General features: G+C 48.5%; 18 protein-coding genes and 1 pseudogene. 5 read left to right on the top strand and 14 right to left on the bottom strand.

Features of this window, described 5'->3' with window-relative positions:
* Positions 1-61: 61 nt before the first annotated feature.
* From KNP79_RS14735 to KNP79_RS14690, 10 genes are all read right to left on the bottom strand, one after another.
* The gene (locus KNP79_RS14735) at positions 62-1,603 is read right to left on the bottom strand and encodes an oligosaccharide flippase family protein (RefSeq protein WP_215192880.1); all 1,542 of its coding nucleotides are present in this window, start codon (positions 1,601-1,603) and stop codon (positions 62-64) included.
* A gap of 15 nt (positions 1,604-1,618) precedes the next feature.
* Positions 1,619-2,683 carry an EpsG family protein gene (locus KNP79_RS14730; protein WP_215192879.1) on the bottom strand — a complete coding sequence of 355 codons (1,065 nt, stop codon included), beginning with the start codon at positions 2,681-2,683 and terminating at the stop codon, positions 1,619-1,621.
* Positions 2,684-2,703: 20 nt separating this feature from the next.
* Positions 2,704-3,639, bottom strand: a complete 936-nt coding sequence (locus KNP79_RS14725; RefSeq protein ID WP_214803801.1) for a glycosyltransferase family 2 protein — start codon at positions 3,637-3,639, stop codon at positions 2,704-2,706.
* Positions 3,582-4,853, bottom strand: coding sequence for a glycosyltransferase (locus KNP79_RS14720; protein ID WP_214803803.1), 1,272 nt, complete (start codon positions 4,851-4,853; stop codon positions 3,582-3,584). The genes KNP79_RS14725 and KNP79_RS14720 overlap by 58 nt, the downstream gene beginning before the upstream one ends.
* Positions 4,854-4,869: 16 nt before the next feature.
* Complete coding sequence (locus KNP79_RS14715; RefSeq protein WP_353049098.1) at positions 4,870-5,514, bottom strand: CpsD/CapB family tyrosine-protein kinase; 645 nt, start codon at positions 5,512-5,514, stop codon at positions 4,870-4,872.
* Positions 5,515-5,536: 22 nt separating this feature from the next.
* Positions 5,537-6,313, bottom strand: a complete 777-nt coding sequence (locus tag KNP79_RS14710) for a YveK family protein (RefSeq protein ID WP_215192877.1) — start codon at positions 6,311-6,313, stop codon at positions 5,537-5,539.
* Positions 6,314-6,447: 134 nt separating this feature from the next.
* Complete coding sequence (locus KNP79_RS14705; RefSeq protein WP_214803807.1) at positions 6,448-7,605, bottom strand: glycosyltransferase family 4 protein; 1,158 nt, start codon at positions 7,603-7,605, stop codon at positions 6,448-6,450.
* A gap of 13 nt (positions 7,606-7,618) precedes the next feature.
* Complete coding sequence (locus KNP79_RS14700) at positions 7,619-8,671, bottom strand: glycosyltransferase family 2 protein (RefSeq protein WP_215192876.1); 1,053 nt, start codon at positions 8,669-8,671, stop codon at positions 7,619-7,621.
* 172 nt (positions 8,672-8,843) lie between these two features.
* Entirely contained in the window at positions 8,844-9,749 is a 906-nt protein-coding gene (locus KNP79_RS14695) for an NAD(P)-dependent oxidoreductase (protein ID WP_215192875.1), read from the bottom strand.
* Positions 9,746-10,591 carry an aldolase/citrate lyase family protein gene (locus KNP79_RS14690; RefSeq protein WP_214803813.1) on the bottom strand — a complete coding sequence of 282 codons (846 nt, stop codon included), beginning with the start codon at positions 10,589-10,591 and terminating at the stop codon, positions 9,746-9,748. Before KNP79_RS14690 ends, KNP79_RS14695 begins: the two co-directional genes overlap by 4 nt.
* Positions 10,592-10,874: 283 nt before the next feature.
* Between KNP79_RS14690 and KNP79_RS14685 the strand changes: the two genes are divergently transcribed.
* Positions 10,875-11,522, top strand: coding sequence for an acetyltransferase (locus tag KNP79_RS14685; protein WP_215192874.1), 648 nt, complete (start codon positions 10,875-10,877; stop codon positions 11,520-11,522).
* Between the two features lie 40 nt (positions 11,523-11,562).
* Here the strand turns inward: KNP79_RS14685 and KNP79_RS14680 are convergent, their stop codons facing one another.
* The gene (locus tag KNP79_RS14680; RefSeq protein WP_215192873.1) at positions 11,563-12,018 is read right to left on the bottom strand and encodes a hypothetical protein; all 456 of its coding nucleotides are present in this window, start codon (positions 12,016-12,018) and stop codon (positions 11,563-11,565) included.
* A gap of 345 nt (positions 12,019-12,363) precedes the next feature.
* Here KNP79_RS14680 and KNP79_RS14675 point away from each other — a divergent pair, with 345 nt between their 5' ends.
* Together KNP79_RS14675 and KNP79_RS14670 are read left to right on the top strand one after the other, a co-directional pair.
* Positions 12,364-14,271: a beta-glucoside-specific PTS transporter subunit IIABC gene (locus tag KNP79_RS14675; protein ID WP_215192872.1), complete on the top strand. Its 1,908-nt coding sequence runs from the start codon at positions 12,364-12,366 to the stop codon at positions 14,269-14,271.
* Positions 14,272-14,309: 38 nt separating this feature from the next.
* Positions 14,310-15,764, top strand: a complete 1,455-nt coding sequence (locus KNP79_RS14670; protein WP_215192871.1) for a 6-phospho-beta-glucosidase — start codon at positions 14,310-14,312, stop codon at positions 15,762-15,764.
* A 50-nt stretch (positions 15,765-15,814) separates the two neighbouring features.
* Here the strand turns inward: KNP79_RS14670 and KNP79_RS14665 are convergent, their stop codons facing one another.
* Both KNP79_RS14665 and KNP79_RS14660 read right to left on the bottom strand, forming a co-directional pair.
* Positions 15,815-16,111, bottom strand: coding sequence for a hypothetical protein (locus tag KNP79_RS14665; RefSeq protein ID WP_215192870.1), 297 nt, complete (start codon positions 16,109-16,111; stop codon positions 15,815-15,817).
* A 20-nt stretch (positions 16,112-16,131) separates the two neighbouring features.
* Positions 16,132-16,377 carry a hypothetical protein gene (locus tag KNP79_RS14660; RefSeq protein ID WP_214823591.1) on the bottom strand — a complete coding sequence of 82 codons (246 nt, stop codon included), beginning with the start codon at positions 16,375-16,377 and terminating at the stop codon, positions 16,132-16,134.
* A 346-nt stretch (positions 16,378-16,723) separates the two neighbouring features.
* Here KNP79_RS14660 and KNP79_RS14655 point away from each other — a divergent pair, with 346 nt between their 5' ends.
* Together KNP79_RS14655 and KNP79_RS14650 are read left to right on the top strand one after the other, a co-directional pair.
* Positions 16,724-17,614 (top strand): helix-turn-helix domain-containing protein, encoded by an 891-nt coding sequence (locus KNP79_RS14655; protein ID WP_215192869.1) that lies wholly within the window; start codon positions 16,724-16,726, stop codon positions 17,612-17,614.
* Between the two features lie 190 nt (positions 17,615-17,804).
* A pseudogene (locus KNP79_RS14650) lies at positions 17,805-17,939 on the top strand (N-acetylmannosamine-6-phosphate 2-epimerase); the annotation flags it as partial.
* Between the two features lie 44 nt (positions 17,940-17,983).
* Here KNP79_RS14650 and KNP79_RS14645 read toward each other — a convergent pair.
* On the bottom strand, positions 17,984-19,114 hold the full coding sequence (locus KNP79_RS14645) for a transglutaminase domain-containing protein (protein WP_215192867.1): 1,131 nt from the start codon (positions 19,112-19,114) through the stop codon (positions 17,984-17,986).
* Positions 19,115-19,325 lie beyond the last annotated feature (211 nt).

The following is a 19,325-nucleotide window of genomic DNA, read 5'->3' as shown; positions in this document are numbered from 1 at the left end:
TATCATTTTTTTGAAAGATGACATGTCTAATGTTTGCATCCCTTGAAAAAAGACACCCCGTTCAGGATGTCTTCGATGCATGTCTGATAAACCCACGCAACAGTTCTTTTTCATCATCCCGAAACGTGAAGATCCATAGAAAGATAAAGTAGACGAGACCGAGCGCAGCAGCTTTAAAGAGAAAATGAATCAGTGAGTCGACAGGTAAGTATCGTTGCACCAGTAGGCCCGCCACGCCTAGAAAAACCAATGCTGGGGCAATCTTCACATGACATTCGTAGAAAAATTTCCACATATTTAATTTCAAGACGCGTATATACACGATGTTCATAAAGACGACAGTACCGACCAAATTCCCAATCAAGATGGCGATGGCAGCACCAATCGCCCCGTAATGCGGTGACAAGAGAAGCGACAGGATCACACTGACCGTCGCGACGATGAGCGACGCGAACGCCCGATACTTGATTTGATTGACCGCTATCAACGTCGTGTAGGCGATTTCTTGCGTCAATGTGATAATTCCAGGAAGAATGAGTAATAACGCGACCACATAGGACGGAAAGAAGTCGGGACCGACCCATAGACCGATGAACTCCCGTCCCATCGTCGCAAAACTGATGATAATCAATCCGACGATGTACAACTGGATGCGTCCGACACGGACCAATAAGTTATCCAATTCGGACTGGCGATTATAAGTTGTCATACGCGTGACCTTCGGCAGGAAGAGTGATCCAATCGCGGAGGAAATGGTCCAAACGTACCCCTCAATGACCATCCCGATTGAGAACAAGGCGATGGAGGCACTGCTCGCCAAAGCCCCAAGAATGGTCGGGGTGATGTTCAAGATGAAACGTTGGGCGATAGCGATGACGGTCGTCCAAGAAGAGAAGGAAAAGATATCCCGATACATCGAACGGCTGTTATGCATAAAGTCGATGGCCGTCTCGGTTCTGCGGAGCAGGTAGATGCCTTTGCCGATGATGATGGATAGACCGACGATGGCGTTGACGAAAACGAGTGCGTACAAGCCAAATCCGAACAAGAGCGCACCAATCATCAAGACGACGGTCGATACTTTCTCGATCAAGTTGAACCAGTTGAGGACGACGAACCGTTCGTTCGCGATAAAAATCCCATTGAACGGTTTGGTCGGGAACAAGACGACGATGTAAAAACCTACCATAATATATAAAACTTTAAGCGTCTCCACTTCAGTCGGTGATAGACTCGCGTAAATCGTATCGATCATCACGTACACACCAATCAGGACAATTCCAATCAGAATTGCAATGCCGAGGAAAAGTTTGAACGCGACACCTAGAAAACGGGACGCTCCTTCTGAATCTCCGAGCGCATGATATTTTGACAGGAAGCGTGACACCGCCGCCTCCAAGCCGAAATCTAGCGCGAAAATGCTGACGAGCGACAGCGATAGCATATAGAGGCCATAGTTCGCCTTCCCAATTTCCGCAATCATCCATGGTGTGTAGAACAGCCCGGCGAGGATATTAAATCCGATGGCGATGTAAGACATGAGTACACCGATCTTGATTTGCCGTGAACTTTTTTGTTCATCAAACTCCACTTTCGTCGTCACCAGATTCCCCTCCCCTTATTTCTGTTGCCAAAAGAACATATAAAGCGGTTCGTTACGGACAAACAAGAGCAGCAGCATCGTGATGGCCACGTAATAGACGAGCAGGCGCTCCCGTCGTTCGAAGGAACGGAGCAACTCAGGAATCAGAAGCATGACGAAGATAGAAAAGTATTGGACAATCCGCATCATCGAAGGATTAATGAACGTGAGCGGCAGAAAACACAGGGCGAGCAACAAGGCGTTCAAATAGTGGGTCACGTTCGGGTTGACCGCAATCATCTGTTCACGACGCCAAAGTGAAACGATTGTGATCAGAATCAAGATCATGGAGAAGTTAAAGGTCCCTGCCCCCGTGTAATACTCGTATTCGTTGTAACCGCTGATGGTACGGAAAAATTCGAACAATGGGACGCGGAACACGAACAAGAACGGGATCAACGCCCCCATGAACAGCAGATAACGTGGCGTGATCGTCTTCGTCGCCAAGAAATAAAACGGAAGGAAGACGAGTGCGGATTGATGAATCGTCGCTGCCAGCAACACGACACCGAGAAATGGCCAAAATCGTCTCGTTTGAATAAAGTAGTAGCCGATCAACACGGCAATCGCCGTCGCAATCGTTTGGCGGATACCAGTAATGGCAAAGAACGCGTAAAACAGTGTTGAAAAGATTAGAAAACTGAGTAACGGTTCGCTCGAGTTTCGATAAATCCAAATCCCAAACGGAATCAAGAACAAGAGTGCAACCGTCAAGAGATACCACTGATAATTTTCTGTCGCCAGTTGAATTGTTTTTTGCAATAAGTAATAACCTGGATCTCTTCCGTCAGCGGCGCCAAAGAGAATGCTGACAAAATTGTCACCTAGACGTTCCCACGATATGCCTTTCGTCTCATCAAACATCCATTTGTATTGCATCGTATCGGCACCTACACTGAAATGTCGAAATCCTGATAAAAGTATCCACTGGCACGTCGCAATCGTCACAAACAGCAACTTTCCGTGCTTGATGCCATCATCACGCAGGAGGAGCGCCGCCCATGCAATCAGAAGCAACATATTAATCAAATAGATCCACATATGACCTCCTCCTTTTCCGCTTAACGATAACGAAGGTTCATCATTCCTCGATAGAGCATCAACACGCGATGATAGATGAACGAAGACGTCTGCAATTTCTTTTGTTCGAATTCACTTAAATGACGGTTCCCAGCGAAACGTTTTAATAAATCCTCTCTTACTTCAGGTTCAGTCGAGCGATACACCGCCTTAAATACCGTTTTAATCTGAGGCGTGGTAACACTATTTTGGGCATCAAGTCGTACTAACAGCTGTTCGAAAAAGCGAGCCGTCTCGATTGGCGCGAGGTCAGCTATTTTTTTAGTCTGTTGTTTTTCATGAATGCGTGTCTTCGAGTGTGGAGTCGTTGTCAATTTGAATTGATATCCTGCCAAAGCCATATCAACCCAGCACACCCAGTCCTGAATATATCGATACGTTGTTGGGAATCCTCCCACTTGTTCGAATGCTTGTTTGGGAATAAGTAACGCGCAGCCGCTCAAACAAGCTTTGAGTAAAAGGTAATCAAACATGGCCTCATCCTTGTACAACCCTTTCAACTGTCTTCTTGGACGATGGATGGGAGCCCCTGCTTCATTAATCAGTTTCGTACCACAAGACAATATATAGTTCTGAGCTTGATCACCAAGCTTCTGTAGTTCTTGGACTTGATTGTTCACCTTGTCCGGTTCATAAAGATCATCATGACTTAACCAAGAGAACCATTCACCGCGCATGTTCTCGATACCAAGATTTAGTGCGGTCGATACTCCGCCATTTGATTTTTCATAATATCGAATTTGGTTTCCAAAGCTACGGGCAATAGCCGCTGTCGCCCCGCTGTCTGTCGATCCGTCGTTGACTACAATCACTTCCACACGCTCATACGTTTGAGCGAGGGCACTTTCAATCGTTTCCTTCAAATAGTCCGCTCCATTGTAGACGGGGATGACAATCGAGACGAGTGGGCGTTCCATTGTGGATTCCTCCTTTTTTCGTCGACCAAGCTTTCATACACTCCCAGATAATCCGTCACTCGCTCTTCCATTGAAAAGGAGGTGCGTGCGTGCTCGACACAGGAATCCGTGTAGTGTTCCTTTCCGAGTCTTTTCATTTTTTCGATGGCAGCTATAACGGCCTCTAACCGTTGGGGCTGTATGACTTCACCACATGTAGGTGGAACTAGCTCTGGGTTCGCTGTCGCATCGAGCACAACGACCGGCGTTCCTGAGGCCATCGCTTCCGCGGTCACTTTCCCGAATGATTCTTCGACCGATAAGTTGAGGAACACATCTGCGAGCGCATAGTAGTCAGCCAACTCCTCGATACGATTCGTTGAAGGAATATGAATCACATTCACTGGTAACGTGATGTCGGGAAGGTCTCCGACGAGCAACAATTGTGTTTCCGGCAACGCCTGTGCCACCTGCAAAAAGTCAGACAGTCCTTTCGAGTCGTCCCATGAGCTAGCGACGCCCAGTAGAACGAAACGGTTCTCTAACCCGAGCACCTCACGTAACCCTGATGTGTCCCTGGGGTAGAAAATATCGAGGTCGACCCAGTTGTAAATCCGCCGAATCATCTTTGCATTACCGAGAAATGAAAATCGTGCTTCAATCGTGATCCAATCCGAGACGCCGATGACGGCTAATCGCGAGATGTTTTCGAACCATCGTTTTTTGTCCTGCCACATTTCAGCAGTCCGATCAAGACCCCAACTTGGATTATCAAGCGCAAGTCTAGGGCAGCTCCCGCATCCATCTCGCCAACGCTCACAACCGGTTCGCGTATAATGCGTGCACTTCCCGGTGTAAAACCAACAATCATGTAGCGTCAGTACCGTCGGTGTGTCAGTATGCCTGAGCCAATTAAACAATGTCTCGAGATGGATATAATTGCCGTGGAGGTTGTGCAAATGCACGACGTCAGGCTTGTACGATTCGATATAATCGATGAGTTCTACCGTCGCCCCTTTTGAGAAATAGCCTTGTTTCCCACTCAAGCGAGACAAGAGCGCATGTCGCTTTTGATCGAAGGATGAACCGATGCGGAACCCACTTCCCGTATCTGGACCTGTCGCATAAGCGACGACACTCTCATGCCCATGGGCTACCGCTACAGACGAAATCTCTTTACAAATCCGTCCCGTGCTTTTGTCTTCATGAATGGCATTGATGTGTAAAATCCGCATGATTCTCCCTCCCTTCTTACTCGTACGTATAGGCGTAGTAGGCGTCCTTACCGCCCCGTTCCCGCTTGTTCATAACGATTCCAAGCATGTGAGCACCGGACAAGACAAGCTGTTCTTTCGCCTTTAAGACGAGATCGCGGTTTGAATTGTCACAACCTACGACGAGAATGGTTCCATCGGTCTCACTTGCCAACAGTCGACTGTCCGCAACGTGCATGAGTGGAGGAGCGTCCAAGATAACCAAGTCGTACTTTTCCTTCACCTCATCCAATAGTTGCTTCATCATTGGAGAAGCCAATAACTCAGATGGGTTCGGCGGGATTGGTCCTGCTGCCAGTAAATGAAGTTTTGGCACTTTCGTCATTTGAACCGCACGCTCAAACGATGTCCGTTTAGCGAGGACGGTAGACATACCGGTTTGCCCCGCTAGTTGGAATGTGAAATGCACCGTCGGCTTCCGCATATCACAGTCCATGAGCAACACCCGTTTTCCGAGCTGCGCATAGACGATGGCCAAGTTCGAAGCCGTCGTTGATTTCCCTTCGCCTGGCGACGCCGACGTGACAACAATCGTCTGTAACGTCGCACCAAGTGCCGTGAACTGTAGGTTGGTCCGAATCGTTCGATACTGTTCGGCGATCGGGGATTTAGGATTTGCCAATGTGATGAGGCTACGCCCAGAATCACGATGTTTGTCTTGTCTCTTTAACAGGTGGAACATGTGGGTCATCTCCTTTCGGTTCTTTGGCAACTTCAGCTTTTGCCTTCACCGCTTTGGGATTCATATCCCGTTTTTCAATGACCGGAATTGAACCAATCACCGGCAGAGACAAAATCAGTTCTGCCTCACGCTCATCGTAAATCCGTTTGTCAAACGTATGGCGGATGAGAGCGAGCGCTCCTCCGACCATGAAACCTGCAAGTAGACCAATCGCGGTGTTCATAACGAGGTTAGGAGCAATTGGATCACCGGGTACGACAGCCTCTGATAAAATGCGAACATTGTCGATGTTCATTAAATCAGGAATCTCACTCGCGAATACACGCGTGATGACATTTGCAATTTCAGTCGCCACGACTGGATCCACGTATTGAACGACGATGTTGATGACTTGCGAGTCCTCTTCACTTTCTACCAAAAGAATCTCACTGATGTCTGTCGGTGCTTCAGGCACTCTTTCTTGTACCTCGTTCAAGATAGCTGGACTGCGCATGATGACGCGGTACGTGTTCACGAGCGATAGTGAAGAAGATACTTGGGCACTGTCAATCACGTTCGTACCGGCTTCTTCTTTAGGTACAATCAATACTTGTGTCGAAGCCTCATAAGTCGGTGCAATCACATACTGACTTAAATAATAGGCCGCCCCTCCTCCAATGAGCATCATCAACACGAGAAGTAAAAAGTTTTTCTTTAGAACTCCAAATATTTCTGAGAGTAACATCGTTTGACTTTTCACACGTAAGCCCTCCTTCAGACAAAGTTGCCTATACAATAATCCAATCGAGATAATGAGATTGTTCTATGTCTTTACTTCTTACCCGACGTTCTCTGCAAATCGAAAAGAAATGTCTACCATCTTTTCATGAACTATCACGTCGGCTTATCTTGAAGGAATTGGGAATAGATGCGGCGCATCTCCGTCTTCGAGCGGTCGACGTCGAAAGCCTTGACCGACTCACTGTTGTGGAGCCCCATCTGGTGGGACAAATCAAAATCGAGTTGCATCGTCCGGATTGCTCGAGCGAACCCTGAAGCGTCTTCCGGCGAACACTTATACCCGGTCACCCCGTCAATCGAATAGTCATTGATGCCGTGGACGTTCGACGTGATGAGCGGGAGTCCAGCAGCCATCGCCTCGAGCGCGGCCATGCCGAGCCCTTCGCGTTTCGATGGGAAGACGAAGCAATCCGACGCCTTCATCACTTCGATGACGTCGTCCCGAAAACCGAGTAAAGTGACTTGCCGCTCGAGCCCTAGCTCCCGGATAAGCCGTTCGAGGTGGTCGTTGTTGTCACCCGTCCCGGCAATCAAATAGCGGAGCGTCGGTTCTTTTAGCGAGGCGATGGCACGGATGATCGTCTCGTGATTCTTGTTCTCGTTCAACTCGCCGACCGATAACAAGACAAAGTCGGTGTCACTGTCGATGCCGAGGCTTTTACGCTTCAACGTTCGGTCGATCGTGATCGCCTCGATCCGTTTCGTGTCGACGCCGATGCCGGGGATACGGAACGTATGTGACGTCTTGAACGTCTGTGCCCGTGAGAAGTCCTCCTCATTGATGGTGACGATTGTGTCGGTCAGACGGGCGAGCGTTCGTTCGACTGGATAATACAGCATCCAGTTGAGTGACGGGCTGCCCTTGAAAAAATGGAATCCGTGCGCCGTATACATGCATGGCGTATGCGTCTGGCGGGCGACGAGCCGACCGACGACCCCGCCGATTGGCGAGTGGCAATGGACGAAGTGATAGCGGTTCGCCGTCATGACGGCCTTCAATTGTTGATAGGCACGGACGTGACTGTTCATCCGCTTGATGTCACGCTCGAAATCGATTTGGAACAAACCGACGTTACTATCTTGTAAGTCCTGTTTAATGCGGGCAATTTTCTCAGGCGAATACATGCTGCCCCACTCGAAGTTCGTGGCGACGTCGACCTGATAGCCCATCTCTTGGAGCATCCGAATATTGTCGCGGTTGAAACTCTCAATCATTGAGACGACTGAGGCGACCATAAGCACTCGTTTCATCGTTCTCTCCTCCTCATACACGTTTCCGAAGATAATCGACACCACGCAACATCAAGACGAGCGGCACGGTCTGTTCGTTCTTACAAAGCTGGAAGAACGTCCGCCATTTCACATCGAAATGATGCATGTCCATCTGCGAATAGGCGCGCTTATACTCCTCTTGCCGGAGCACTTGTTTCAGCGACTCGGCCTGGGCGAAGAGTGATTTCGGTGCCGCAAGTTCGTTCAAGCCGATGCCAATCATACTGAGGGCGATTCGATTATAAAGGGCGTGATTGTACTCCTCCCCAAGTTGATGCGTCTCGATATAGCGCATCAAAATATGAAAGAACTGCAGGCGCGAGGAGATGAGGTCTTTGTGATACACACTCGACTCCGATGCAGCATTGGTTTTTCGGTAATGATAGACCGGATAGTCGATGTAAATGAATCGCTGGCAATGCTCCAACGCTTGGATTTGAAAATACAAGTCGACGAACGTCCCGTATGGACCGCCGAACGACAAATGTTTGATGAGGTCCCGATGATAGAGCGTGATGCAATTTGAATTGAGCGCATCCACGGTTTCCGGGCGAGCGAGCTCTTCACCAACGAGTCCGAATAATCGGCGGTGAACATAACGTCTCGTCTGCGCTGCGTCATACGACAAAAAATCCGCCTCAAAGATTCGTTTAGGGAGGGAACGGTCGGTGTATTCACGGACGTACGTGCCCATGACGGCATCGGCACGTCCTGCCTCTGCGTGCTCGACCATTAATCGAATCGCATCTAAGTCGAGCCAGTCGTCACTGTCGATGAACATGATGTACTCACCTGACGCCAATTGTAGGCCACGATTTCGGCAAGAGGAGCATCCTCGATTCGTCTGACTGATGACACGCACCCGTGGATCTTTGTCGTAGCTTAAGGCGATGTCGAGACTATGATCCGTACTGCCATCATCGATACAAATGATTTCGAGGTGTGGATACGTTTGATGGACAAGGCTATCAAGACATTGTCTCAAGTAGGCACTTGTGTTGTGGATGGGCACGACCAAACTGACGAGCGGGGTAAGACTTGGCATGTGGGTCACTCCTTCTAGGTTGTCGTTTCATGATGTGAGTGAAAGGCTATGATTCTATCCTCGTTGTTCCCGTAAGCCCTTTCCCGTAACTCACAAACAGAATGAGTGGTGGATAATCTTTTCGTGAAGTATAAAAAATGAAAAAAGCCGACCCTTGGGTCAGCTTCGCGTGTCAGTTAGGTTGTTCATGTAACAAGTTATGAAAGATATTATCAAACAGCCTCTCATTCACCCGGTCCGACACGTATGAATTGTGCGGGGTGAGCGTCACCCATTCAAAATTATAGAGCGCGTGGTCCGACGGAAGCGGCTCAGTCTCAAAGACGTCCAAGGCGACCCCGAAGAACTTCCCTTCCTCGAGTGCGGCAATGAGCGCCGTCTCATCGATAATCGAGCCGCGCGCGACGTTCAACAGGACGGCGTCTTCTTTCATGGATGCAATCGCCTCCGCATCAATGACATGATACGTATCGTCGGTGAGCGGTAATGCGATGACGATGACGTCACTCTCCGCCAGGACGTCGTGCAACTCATCCATCAACACGTAACGGTCGACAAACGACACTTGTTTCTCGCGATGCCCGACGCCGATGATGGTCATATCGAACGCCCGGAGCCGCGTCGCAATCGCCTCTCCAACGTGACCGAGACCAAGCAAGGCGACGATCTTCCCGGTCAGTTCGCGCAACCGACGCTCCTTCTCCCAATGCCGATTCGCCTGTTTCTCTCGAAACGCCGCCCCGTGCTTCATGAAGTCGAGCAATTGCCAGACAATCCATTCGGCCATCGGTACGGCGTACGTGTCGCCAGCGTTATAGATGCGGACGTCTCGTTTCTTAAGTTCTTCGAGCGGCAGACGGTCGAGTCCGGCGCTGATGGCTTGGACGAACTGCAGTCGTTTGAAATCCTCACATTGGCGATATTGAAACACATTGTTACAAATCAAGCCCTCGACCTCTGAGACATCGATGTCCGCTACGTCCGCCTCTTCCCGGAGAATCGTCACCGTATAGCCGAGTCGTTCAAGTTTTGCGAGTTGTTCAGGAGTCAACCGCACTCCTGTCGACAGCAAATTCATGACAAAATTCCTTTCCGGTTCTGGATTTCCGCCGTGATGGCATCGACGGTCGAGACGAGGCTCAACCGGTTCAATTCCAACCACTCAGGTGTCGCGTGTTCGAGCTGTTGCTCGTACACCCTAATTTTCCATACCCCTTCTTGGAACATTTGTGCCTGTTTGGCGTCAAGTTTTCCAATCGAACCGACATTACAAAAACTACGCGATAGAATCGCAAGTGACGAACCGAGCCGGACATGCTCGCCAATTACTTTCTCGGACGGGAGTCTCCCTTCCCCGATTCGAGCGATGCCGCCGAATCCATATGGGATTCCCGCCGTCTGTATTTGACGAACGACCGATTCGATTGTACCGTCAGCGAGCGGCTCAAATAAGAAACTTTGTCCGTAACTCAAATGAAGATCATTCAATCCGATATGGATATAGTCGATGCCCGATAATGTGAGCACGTCCGGCATACAGGCAACGGCCTCTTTTGTCTCGCACAACAGACAGACCTTGGCTCGCTTGTCGACAAGTTCGATGAATGTCGCGACTTCGTCGATTGTCTTATAATATGGCAACATGACGACGTCGGCACCACGATTGATCACTTCATTGATTTCATAGCGTGAGCCTTGAAAAATCGGATTGACGCGAACGAGCAGCTCGGCATGCTTCAAGACCGCGCGCAACCGACTCACATCGCGGATTGCGTGGCGTGAAATGACCGTGTCGAGATGACCTTGACGTTCTTCTTTTCCGTTCAGTTCTAAATCAACGAATACCCAATCGACTCCGTTCTGTTCAGCGAGCAGCGCGATCTCCGGCTGGTTCGTGATGTACATCAATTTTAAAGGCATGGCGAGCACTCCTTCCGTAAGTAGATTACTTTAGGAAAATAGCCCGTCCGAAAAACAACAAAACGGAAATGCGAATAATGCTTTTGCAATCCAAATTACGCTGTTTCAGATTTTTGAACGTTTATCTTTGCACGTAGTCACACACTTCTGAGTTGAATATGTTTTGATATCAAATTATGATTGCAACTTCTTTCTAGTTCTGTTTTAAAAATGGGGAATCGGAAATAACTAACGTACAAGATAAAAATTCGACAGCTTTCGGCAAAAAAAGGGGTGGCCAATCATGGAATGGATTGTGATATTTGGTGCAGGCGGTCACGCACAAGTTCTGATTGATATTCTCGAATTGATGGGGGTTTATCGTATTGCTGGAATTTATGATGATAGTCCTTCACTGTTAGGGAAGTTCATTGCAGGATATCCAGTGCTAGGGTTCGTTGATTCGAAAACAGTTGTTCAAAGAGGGATCATCGGTGTAGGAGACAACGTTCATCGTGAGCGTATTGCCGAAAAAATTAAGTACCATAACCCAGACTTCAAATTCGTCAACGCCATCCACCCGAGCGCCGTCATCGGCAAGAACGTGAAGCTCGGTGAAGGGACGGCCGTCATGGCCGGCAGCGTCATCAATCCGAACGCCGTCATCGGTCCGCACAGCATCATCAACACGATGGCATCGGTCGATCACGACTGTGTGCTCGAATCATTCGCCTCAATCGCCCCGGGTGCCCATCTCGGCGGCAACGTCCATGTCGGCGCCCGCACGTTCATCGGCATGAGTGCGACGGTCATCCACAACGTCCACATCGGCCACGACACGGTCATCGGGGCCGGCGCCACGGTCGTCAAGGACATCCCGAACCACGTCGTCGCTTACGGCTCACCGGCCAAACCGATTCGGGGGCGGGTCATGAACGAACGATATTTGTAAGCAAAAACGAGGTCTCCCCGCGCCGGGTGACCTCGTTTTTTCATTTCAGCTCGCGATGCAGCTCGCGGTCGGTGATATAATCCGGCTCGAGTTTCAAGATGATTCGCTCGAAATAGCGTTGAAGCAGATACATCCCGCCGACGAGAACGGCGAGCGTGAGGAAAACGGACGGTCCCGGTGACCCAAGCTCGTACCATCCCAAAATCGAATAAAGAATCACTAAACCGAATAACGTCATCCAGAACGGCAACCGGACGAGCCGTTGATACGTCGCATTGTCGTTGAACGAGGCTCGAATCGTGCCGAACCGCCACTCGCGGACGAGGAGCGGAATGACACCAAGAAAACCGAAACCAAGCAAGAGATATTCAGATTGGTCGACCTTATCGATCAGTGTGCCGGTGATGATGAACGATGCGACTGCTAAAATGATGGCCCAGCGCTGACTTCGTTTCGCATAGTCGACGAGGCGCCGGATATGTTGTTCACGTCTCATGATTTGGTCTCCTTTTGAATTGTTAATCTGTGTACGAATTCTGTTCACGTTTGGTTTCAATTCAAAATGATTCCCATCTATAGAAGTGAAAAATTCTCACTTGTGACAGAATCAAGAAATCTGAAAATCCCTAAATGTAAGCGTTGACATTTTGTTTTGACACATGCTACATTTCAAGTATCAAATAACAACTGAACGGTCTCCTGCGCAGGAATGTTACCTTTAGTGGGCATAACCTGACTCGAGTCAGATGGCTTACGTGATTTCACGTATCTCATCTGACACGGGTCAGGTTTTTTATTTGACGCAAACTTAAAAATCCAATGGAAAAGGAAGGGAACGGACATGAAATATGAACAGCTCGCACGCGACATTATCCAACACGTCGGCGGCAAAGAGAACGTCAACAGCGTCGTCCACTGTATCACCCGTTTGCGTTTCAAATTAAAAGACGAAAGCAAGGCCAACACGGAAGCCATCAAAAACATGGACGGTGTCGTCACCGTCATGAAGAGTGGCGGCCAATACCAGGTCGTCATCGGTAACCACGTCCCGGACGTCTATAAAGCGGTCGTCGAGGTCGGCGGCTTCCAAAACCAGTCACCTGTTGAAGAAGAGGACGGCCCGAAAGGATCATTATTCAGTCGGTTCATCGATATCATCTCTAGCATCTTCACCCCTGTCCTCGGTGTCTTGGCCGCGACCGGGATGATCAAAGGGTTCAACTCCCTCTTCGTCGCCCTCGGATGGCTCGACGCAACATCCGGCACGTATCAGCTGTTGAACGCCATCGGCGACTCGTTGTTCTACTTCTTCCCGATCTTCCTCGGCTATACGGCCATTAAGAAGTTCGGCGGCAGTCCGTTCATCGGGATGGCCATCGGGGCGGCGCTCGTCTATCCGACGCTGTCGACGCTCACGGCCGGTGACCCGCTCTACACCGTCTTCGCCGGCACCATGTTCGAGTCACCGATCCATATCACGTTCCTCGGTGTCCCGGTCATCTTGATGACGTATTCGACATCGGTCATCCCGATTATCATTGCGGCGTTCTTCGCAGCGAAGCTTGAGAACTTCTTGAAGACGGTCATTCCGGACGTCGTCAAAATGTTCATCGTCCCGCTTCTTACATTACTCATCATCGTCCCGCTCACGTTTATCTTAATCGGACCAATCGCGACATGGGCTGGTATGTTGCTCGGTAGCGCCACGGTCGCCGTCTACAACTTGAGCCCGCTCGTCGCCGGTCTCTTCCTCGGTGGCTTATGGCAAGTGTTCGTCATCTTTGGTTTGCACTGGGGACTCGTCCCGGTCGCCATCAACAACTTGACGTCACTCGGCTCGGACCCTGTACTCGCACTCGTCTTCGCGGCTTCATTCGCGCAAATCGGTGCCGTACTCGCAGTCTTCCTCCGAATTAAAAATCAAAAGATCAAAACGCTCAGTATCCCGGCCTTCATCTCAGGCATCTTCGGTGTCACCGAGCCGGCCATCTACGGGGTCACGCTTCCGCTTAAGAAACCGTTCATCATGAGCTGTATCGGTGGTGCCGTCGGTGGTGGAATCATGGGCATCATGGGTACTCAAGTGTATATGATCGGCGGACTCGGCGTCTTCGGTTATCCGTCGAACATCTCACCGGAAGGACTCACGACCGGCTTCTACGGATCACTCATCGGGACGGCCGTCGCCTTCGTCGTCGGTTTCGTCTTGACGTATCTCTTCGGTGGCGTCAATAAAGCGGTCGCCGCAACACCACAACCAGAAGTCACACCGGTCTCACAAGAAGTATCAGCGACAAAAGTCGGCCAAGAGCAGATCCTCAGCCCACTTGCCGGCAACGTCGTCAACTTGAAAGACATCTCGGACGTCGCCTTCTCATCGGGTTCACTCGGCCAAGGCGTCGCCATCGAACCGACGGAAGGCAAGCTCGTCGCCCCGGTATCTGGTACGGTGTCCGCCCTCTTCCCGACGCATCACGCCATCGGTATCACGACCGAGACGGGGGCCGAGGTGCTCATCCATATCGGCATGGACACGGTTCAATTGGAAGGCAAACACTTTAAAGCACACGTCACGCAAGGCGAGTTCGTCGAGAAAGGACAGTTGTTGATTGAGTTCGATCTCGACGCAATCAAACGCTCTGGCCGTGCCCTCACGACACCGGTCATCGTCACGAACCGCAAAGTGATTTCACCGAGCCGTGCCACAAACGTTCGCTCAGGCGAAGCCTTGTTTGTCATTAACGAATAAAATGTGGGAGGGATTGTCCCTCCCCTACTTTAGAAAGGATGGATTTGATGAGTTTTCCAAACGGATTTTTATGGGGCGGCGCCATCGCCGCGAACCAAGCTGAAGGTGCGTACTTAGAAGGTGGCAAAGGCTTGACGACGGTCGACTTGTTGCCGACCGGGAAGAAGCGGTTCGACGTCATGTTCGGCGACTTGCCGTCACTTGAGCCGGTGCCGGGCGAGTTTTATCCGTCACACGAAGCGATTGACTTCTATCACCGTTATAAAGAAGATATCGCGCTGTTCGCCGAGATGGGCTTCAAGGCGCTCCGTCTGTCGATCTCATGGGCCCGCATCTTCCCGAACGGTGACGACGCCGAGCCGAACGAGGCTGGTCTTCAATTTTATGACGATGTCTTCGATGAACTGTTGAAGCACGGCATCGAGCCGGTCGTCACGATCGCCCACTTCGACGTGCCGGTCAGCCTCATCCAAAACTACGGCAGTTGGCGCGACCGTCGTGTCGTCGACTTCTTCGAGACGTACGCGACGACGCTGTTCACCCGCTATAACGGCAAAGTGAAATATTGGATGACGTTCAACGAGATCAATATGCTGTTGCACTTGCCGTTCATCGGCGCCGGTCTAATCTTTGCGGACGGCGAGGACAAGCAGCAAGTGAAATACCAGGCGGCGCATCATCAGCTCGTCGCGAGCGCGAAAGCGGTCAAGGCGGCGCACGCCATCAATCCCGACATGCAAGTCGGCTGCATGCTCGCGGCCGGTCAGACGTATGCCTACTCGTGCAACCCGGACGACGTCTTGGACGCGATGGACAAGGACCGTGAATCGTTCTTCTTCATCGATGTCCAGTCGCGCGGCGAGTACCCAGGTTATGCGAAACGTTACCTCGATGAGCACGGCATCACGCTCGAGATGGAAGACGGTGACCTCGAGCTGTTGAAACAGCATACGGTCGACTATATCGGCTTCAGCTATTATGCGAGCCGGACGACGAGCACGGACCCGGAGATCAACGCATCGACCGAAGGCAACATCTTCAGCTCGCTCGAGAACCCGTTCCTCGAGAAGTCGGAATGGGGCTGGACAATCGATCCGACCGGCTTCCGCATCACGGCGAACCAGCTGTACGACCGTTACCAGAAACCGCTGTTCGTCGTCGAGAACGGACTCGGTGCCGTCGATACGCCAGACGCGAACGGCTACGTCGAAGACGACTATCGCATCGACTATATGGCGAAACATATCGAACAGATGCATGAGGCCATCAAGGACGGCGTCGAGATTCTCGGCTACACGAGCTGGGGCCCAATCGACTTGGTCAGCGCCTCGACCGGCGAGATGAAGAAACGTTACGGCTTCATCTACGTCGATAAAGACAATGAAGGTAATGGCACCCTCACTCGCTCGAAGAAGAAGAGCTTTGATTGGTACAAGCAAGTCATCGCGACGAATGGTGAAGAAGTGACACTTAAGGCTTCTGTAGAGAAATGAGAAAAGCAGCTTCGGCCAAGTTGGCTGGAGCTGCTTTTCTCATTTAAAAATTAGTTATCAAAATTTCTGGTTTCTAAATACTCTTCAAACTCATCCTGACTATCAACGAATGACGGTAATTCGTGACTCTCAGCACAGCCTTCGCAATAGTATGTCTTATTTCCGTATTCATCTTCGAATTCAGTTGAATATTCAGATACGACATACTGTTTACAATCATCACAACGTACTATGTCTTTTCTTTTCAACCGTTTTGTCAAACATGTTTCACAAATTTCGAATTCTGATACGTCATCAATACTTACTAAGACTTTTACTTCTTTTTTGCATTCGTCACACACCTTCATAACATTTACCCCCTTTAAGCTTAAAGTTCTCCAGTTTCTAGATACTTCACCAACTCCAAATCAGTATTAAAAGCTGACAATTCCATTGAAGAATTAGAATTCATTCCTCTTTGATGAATTTGCGCTTCAAGTTTGTTATCGCATTCTTGTTTATGAACAGTGTAACCTGCAATATATTGACCTTTTACATTTCTTTCAATGACTACTAACGCATTCTTTTTATCATAAATTTGAGAATTACAACTATAACATTTGAAATAATTCATTTAGCTCACTCCTCTGAGAGTTACATTTAATAAACTTTCCAAGTATCTATTTCAAGTCGAAACGTCGTGTTGAAACTATAAAGTTCCTTACTGAACTATACTAGGTTTCGTGCATGGTGTTCTTAACCGGTCTTCTTCGAGATATGTCTCTTCTCGACAACAGTTGCTTCCAATAAAAATAGTTTTGTTATTGTTCACTTCTCAGATACAACTTTCTATGCAAATAACATCGATTAAGGAATCACTACTTTTATCAAAAAAGTAGTGATTTAAAAACACTTATTTAAAATTTGTTGTTATTATATATGTATCAAATAAAAATTTTAATTACAAGGAGAAATTTATCATGAGCGCTTTTGGTACCCATCCAGGAAGTTTAATAAAAGAGCGAAGAAAAGCTTTAGGGATGACGCAATCTCAGCTTTCAGAAAAAACCGGTATCCATAGAAGTAGTATTATTCGAATAGAAAAAGGTGATCCTATAAAGCAAGAAGAGTGGTTTAATAAAATTGGTCAAGCTTTAAAATATTCATCTGAAAAACTAAAAAATAATTATGAATCATATTTTCAAAAAAGCTCACTTGAATTCAGTCCTCTATCATATTCATTAGATGATCTATTTAATTTCATGAAGGAAGAATCAAAAAACAACTGGATAAGTGAATTTATTAATCGTAATGATGGTGATTATGAAATATTTAGTGAAAATCAATCAATGCTCTCCAAATATAGAAATGGTCGTGTTCTAATTGAGCGATTTCAAGTTGCGATCCACTTACTTACTTCTGCCCTCATACATCCAGAAGTAAGTCATGACATTAAACAAATCAGGTATAGCTCATTCAACATTAGTTCATCAATTGATTCTTGGAAAAAACTCAAAAATGACTCTAACCTCACTTTTAAAGATATGATGAAAACATATTCTCAGATACTTGATGAGACTGGTAAGAATTATACCTCTTTTTTAAACGAGTTGTTAAATAAGACTTCCAATCATTACTGGTTAGCATCAAATCTAAGTCATCCATATGAAATTGGAAAGCACCCAGCAAAACTAATTGAAGAATATGCTGTTGAGAGACTTTATGACTTTACTGAAGATGTGTACAGAATGTATATTGCGACTGATTTCATTATGAATGTTTTAAATAAGGTGAGCATATATGAACTAACTGACGAAAGAAAAATTTCAAAATATCTGAAAACCATGCATCCTGAACAGTTATTTGATTGATAACTTATTCGTTTGTGTACCTCGTTGTGTATTGCTAACACTTTGATTTTTCGAGCGTTTAAGAAATTAAAAATTAAGCCCATCATATGATAAGTTTAATTTTTTAATAGAATAACACTTTATGTACCACATCAATAGATGTCCTAGAGTAATATGATTCCCAGAGATTCAGCTCAGCTGGATACACCAACTTGACGCCCAGATGGCGAAACGCTGTATGGACATCGGCACCCATGCCGTCGTCGTCGGTAGGGCCATCACACGTCCGCAACAGATAACGGCGCGGTTTGAAGAAGTGATGTCTTTTGCTGTCACACCAAAATAAGGAAAACGTGCTTCGCTCCGATTAGTTGGAGTGAAACACGTTTTTTATTGGAAGTCAGCTCTTGCCGTCAACGGATAATCTCCTACCTCCCACGTATGGTCGTTCCGTAGCGTCGCATCAGACACCAAGAAATAATCGTACCCGACCTCACCCGGACGGTTCGGCACCGGGTCGTTCCACGTCGTGTCCAAGTGGTACCATGCGCCGTCAAGCTTCACGAGATTCCACGCATGTAGTTCCGTCCCAGCCTCTCCAAAGATATATCGTGCTTCCACCCCCGCTGCTTCTAATAGAAGTAACGTCGTTAACGCGTATCCTTCGCACACTCCTTCACCATTGAAGAGAATCGAATACGGCGTGTACGGACTCGCTTGGCTGTCTAACTTGTAGGCCGTGTTCAAGACGACATAGTCGTTTATGTATTTCACTTTCTCGTAATCATCCAGTCCGTCCGGCATCTCGGCGATGACTTGGTCGACTCTCGCTTCAATCTGTTTCGCTTCCTCGATGTTCATATCGTAAGCCAACTCGACATCCAGGTCGATATAGCCGCCATGATCGCGATACTCGGTCTCTCCGCCGCGTGACAGGCGGAACACGTAAATATGGTTCATCTCGAGCCAGTCCCACGCTTCTTCCATCGTGTGTTCAAAGTCTCGACTTTTGCCGATATAGCGGATGCTGAACGTTTCATCGAATTGACTCATATGATAGGCGAGGGCCTGACCAAGCTCCTCTGGTGATGCGACTTGCGCCGGCAGCTCGAACGTCTCGTCGAGAATCATGGCCGATGAACTCGCCACTTGCGTTGAACCAGGCCAATCCAACATTTGCGCCTCATGATAGGCCGCATATCCGCCTACCAAACTGACGCTCAACATCATCAACCCTAACGCGCTTCGCCCTATCACCGTCACCGAAGACAAGATGGCCGAGCGTTTGTTTTTAATCAACCGATTTAACTCATCGCTTACCATTTGCTCCAATTCGGCCCGCTTCATGTTCACTTTTGAATGCACTTGAAACACGACTTTCCGATAGACCGGGTCGAGCAGGTCAAACTGCCGGGCCGGATGATGCTCTGCCTGTTTCAATTCATAGCGAATCACTTGAAGTTCTCGTCGCAAAGCCCGATGGACGAGTCTTGTCGCACGTCCCGTTCGAAATAAGAGCAAGGCCACTCCTCCGCTTAACCCAATTATCAACATATACATCACCATCTTCACCATAGCCGCTCCTCACCACGTCGTTTACCAGTTAGAATATTTTCCCTACCTAGCATGTACTATAAGTATATAATGGCTCATCACCATAAGGTGTGGTTGACGCATAAAATCCATCAGATTTTGAATTGAACATAGAAAAAAAGCGAAAACCCCGGTATCG

Source organism: Exiguobacterium sp. s7, assembly GCF_018618195.1.
In the GTDB taxonomy this organism is placed as follows: Bacteria; Bacillota; Bacilli; order Exiguobacteriales; family Exiguobacteriaceae; genus Exiguobacterium; species Exiguobacterium mexicanum_A.
This window is presented reverse-complemented; position numbering and strand designations above follow the sequence as displayed.

What these genes read in the sequence shown, in the direction of transcription:
- KNP79_RS14690 (WP_214803813.1), bottom strand. Translation starts at nt 10,591, where the DNA reads ATGCCTTTAAAATTGATGTACATCACGAACCAGCCGGAGATCGCGCTG.
- KNP79_RS14660 (WP_214823591.1), bottom strand. Translation starts at nt 16,377, where the DNA reads ATGAATTATTTCAAATGTTATAGTTGTAATTCTCAAATTTATGATAAA.
- KNP79_RS14675 (WP_215192872.1), top strand. Translation starts at nt 12,364, where the DNA reads ATGAAATATGAACAGCTCGCACGCGACATTATCCAACACGTCGGCGGC.
- KNP79_RS14700 (WP_215192876.1), bottom strand. Translation starts at nt 8,671, where the DNA reads ATGCCAAGTCTTACCCCGCTCGTCAGTTTGGTCGTGCCCATCCACAAC.
- KNP79_RS14655 (WP_215192869.1), top strand. Translation starts at nt 16,724, where the DNA reads ATGAGCGCTTTTGGTACCCATCCAGGAAGTTTAATAAAAGAGCGAAGA.
- KNP79_RS14680 (WP_215192873.1), bottom strand. Translation starts at nt 12,018, where the DNA reads ATGAGACGTGAACAACATATCCGGCGCCTCGTCGACTATGCGAAACGA.
- KNP79_RS14725 (WP_214803801.1), bottom strand. Translation starts at nt 3,639, where the DNA reads ATGGAACGCCCACTCGTCTCGATTGTCATCCCCGTCTACAATGGAGCG.
- KNP79_RS14685 (WP_215192874.1), top strand. Translation starts at nt 10,875, where the DNA reads ATGGAATGGATTGTGATATTTGGTGCAGGCGGTCACGCACAAGTTCTG.
- KNP79_RS14670 (WP_215192871.1), top strand. Translation starts at nt 14,310, where the DNA reads ATGGATTTGATGAGTTTTCCAAACGGATTTTTATGGGGCGGCGCCATC.
- KNP79_RS14695 (WP_215192875.1), bottom strand. Translation starts at nt 9,749, where the DNA reads ATGAATTTGCTGTCGACAGGAGTGCGGTTGACTCCTGAACAACTCGCA.
- KNP79_RS14665 (WP_215192870.1), bottom strand. Translation starts at nt 16,111, where the DNA reads ATGAAGGTGTGTGACGAATGCAAAAAAGAAGTAAAAGTCTTAGTAAGT.
- KNP79_RS14705 (WP_214803807.1), bottom strand. Translation starts at nt 7,605, where the DNA reads ATGAAACGAGTGCTTATGGTCGCCTCAGTCGTCTCAATGATTGAGAGT.
- KNP79_RS14730 (WP_215192879.1), bottom strand. Translation starts at nt 2,683, where the DNA reads ATGTGGATCTATTTGATTAATATGTTGCTTCTGATTGCATGGGCGGCG.
- KNP79_RS14720 (WP_214803803.1), bottom strand. Translation starts at nt 4,853, where the DNA reads ATGCGGATTTTACACATCAATGCCATTCATGAAGACAAAAGCACGGGA.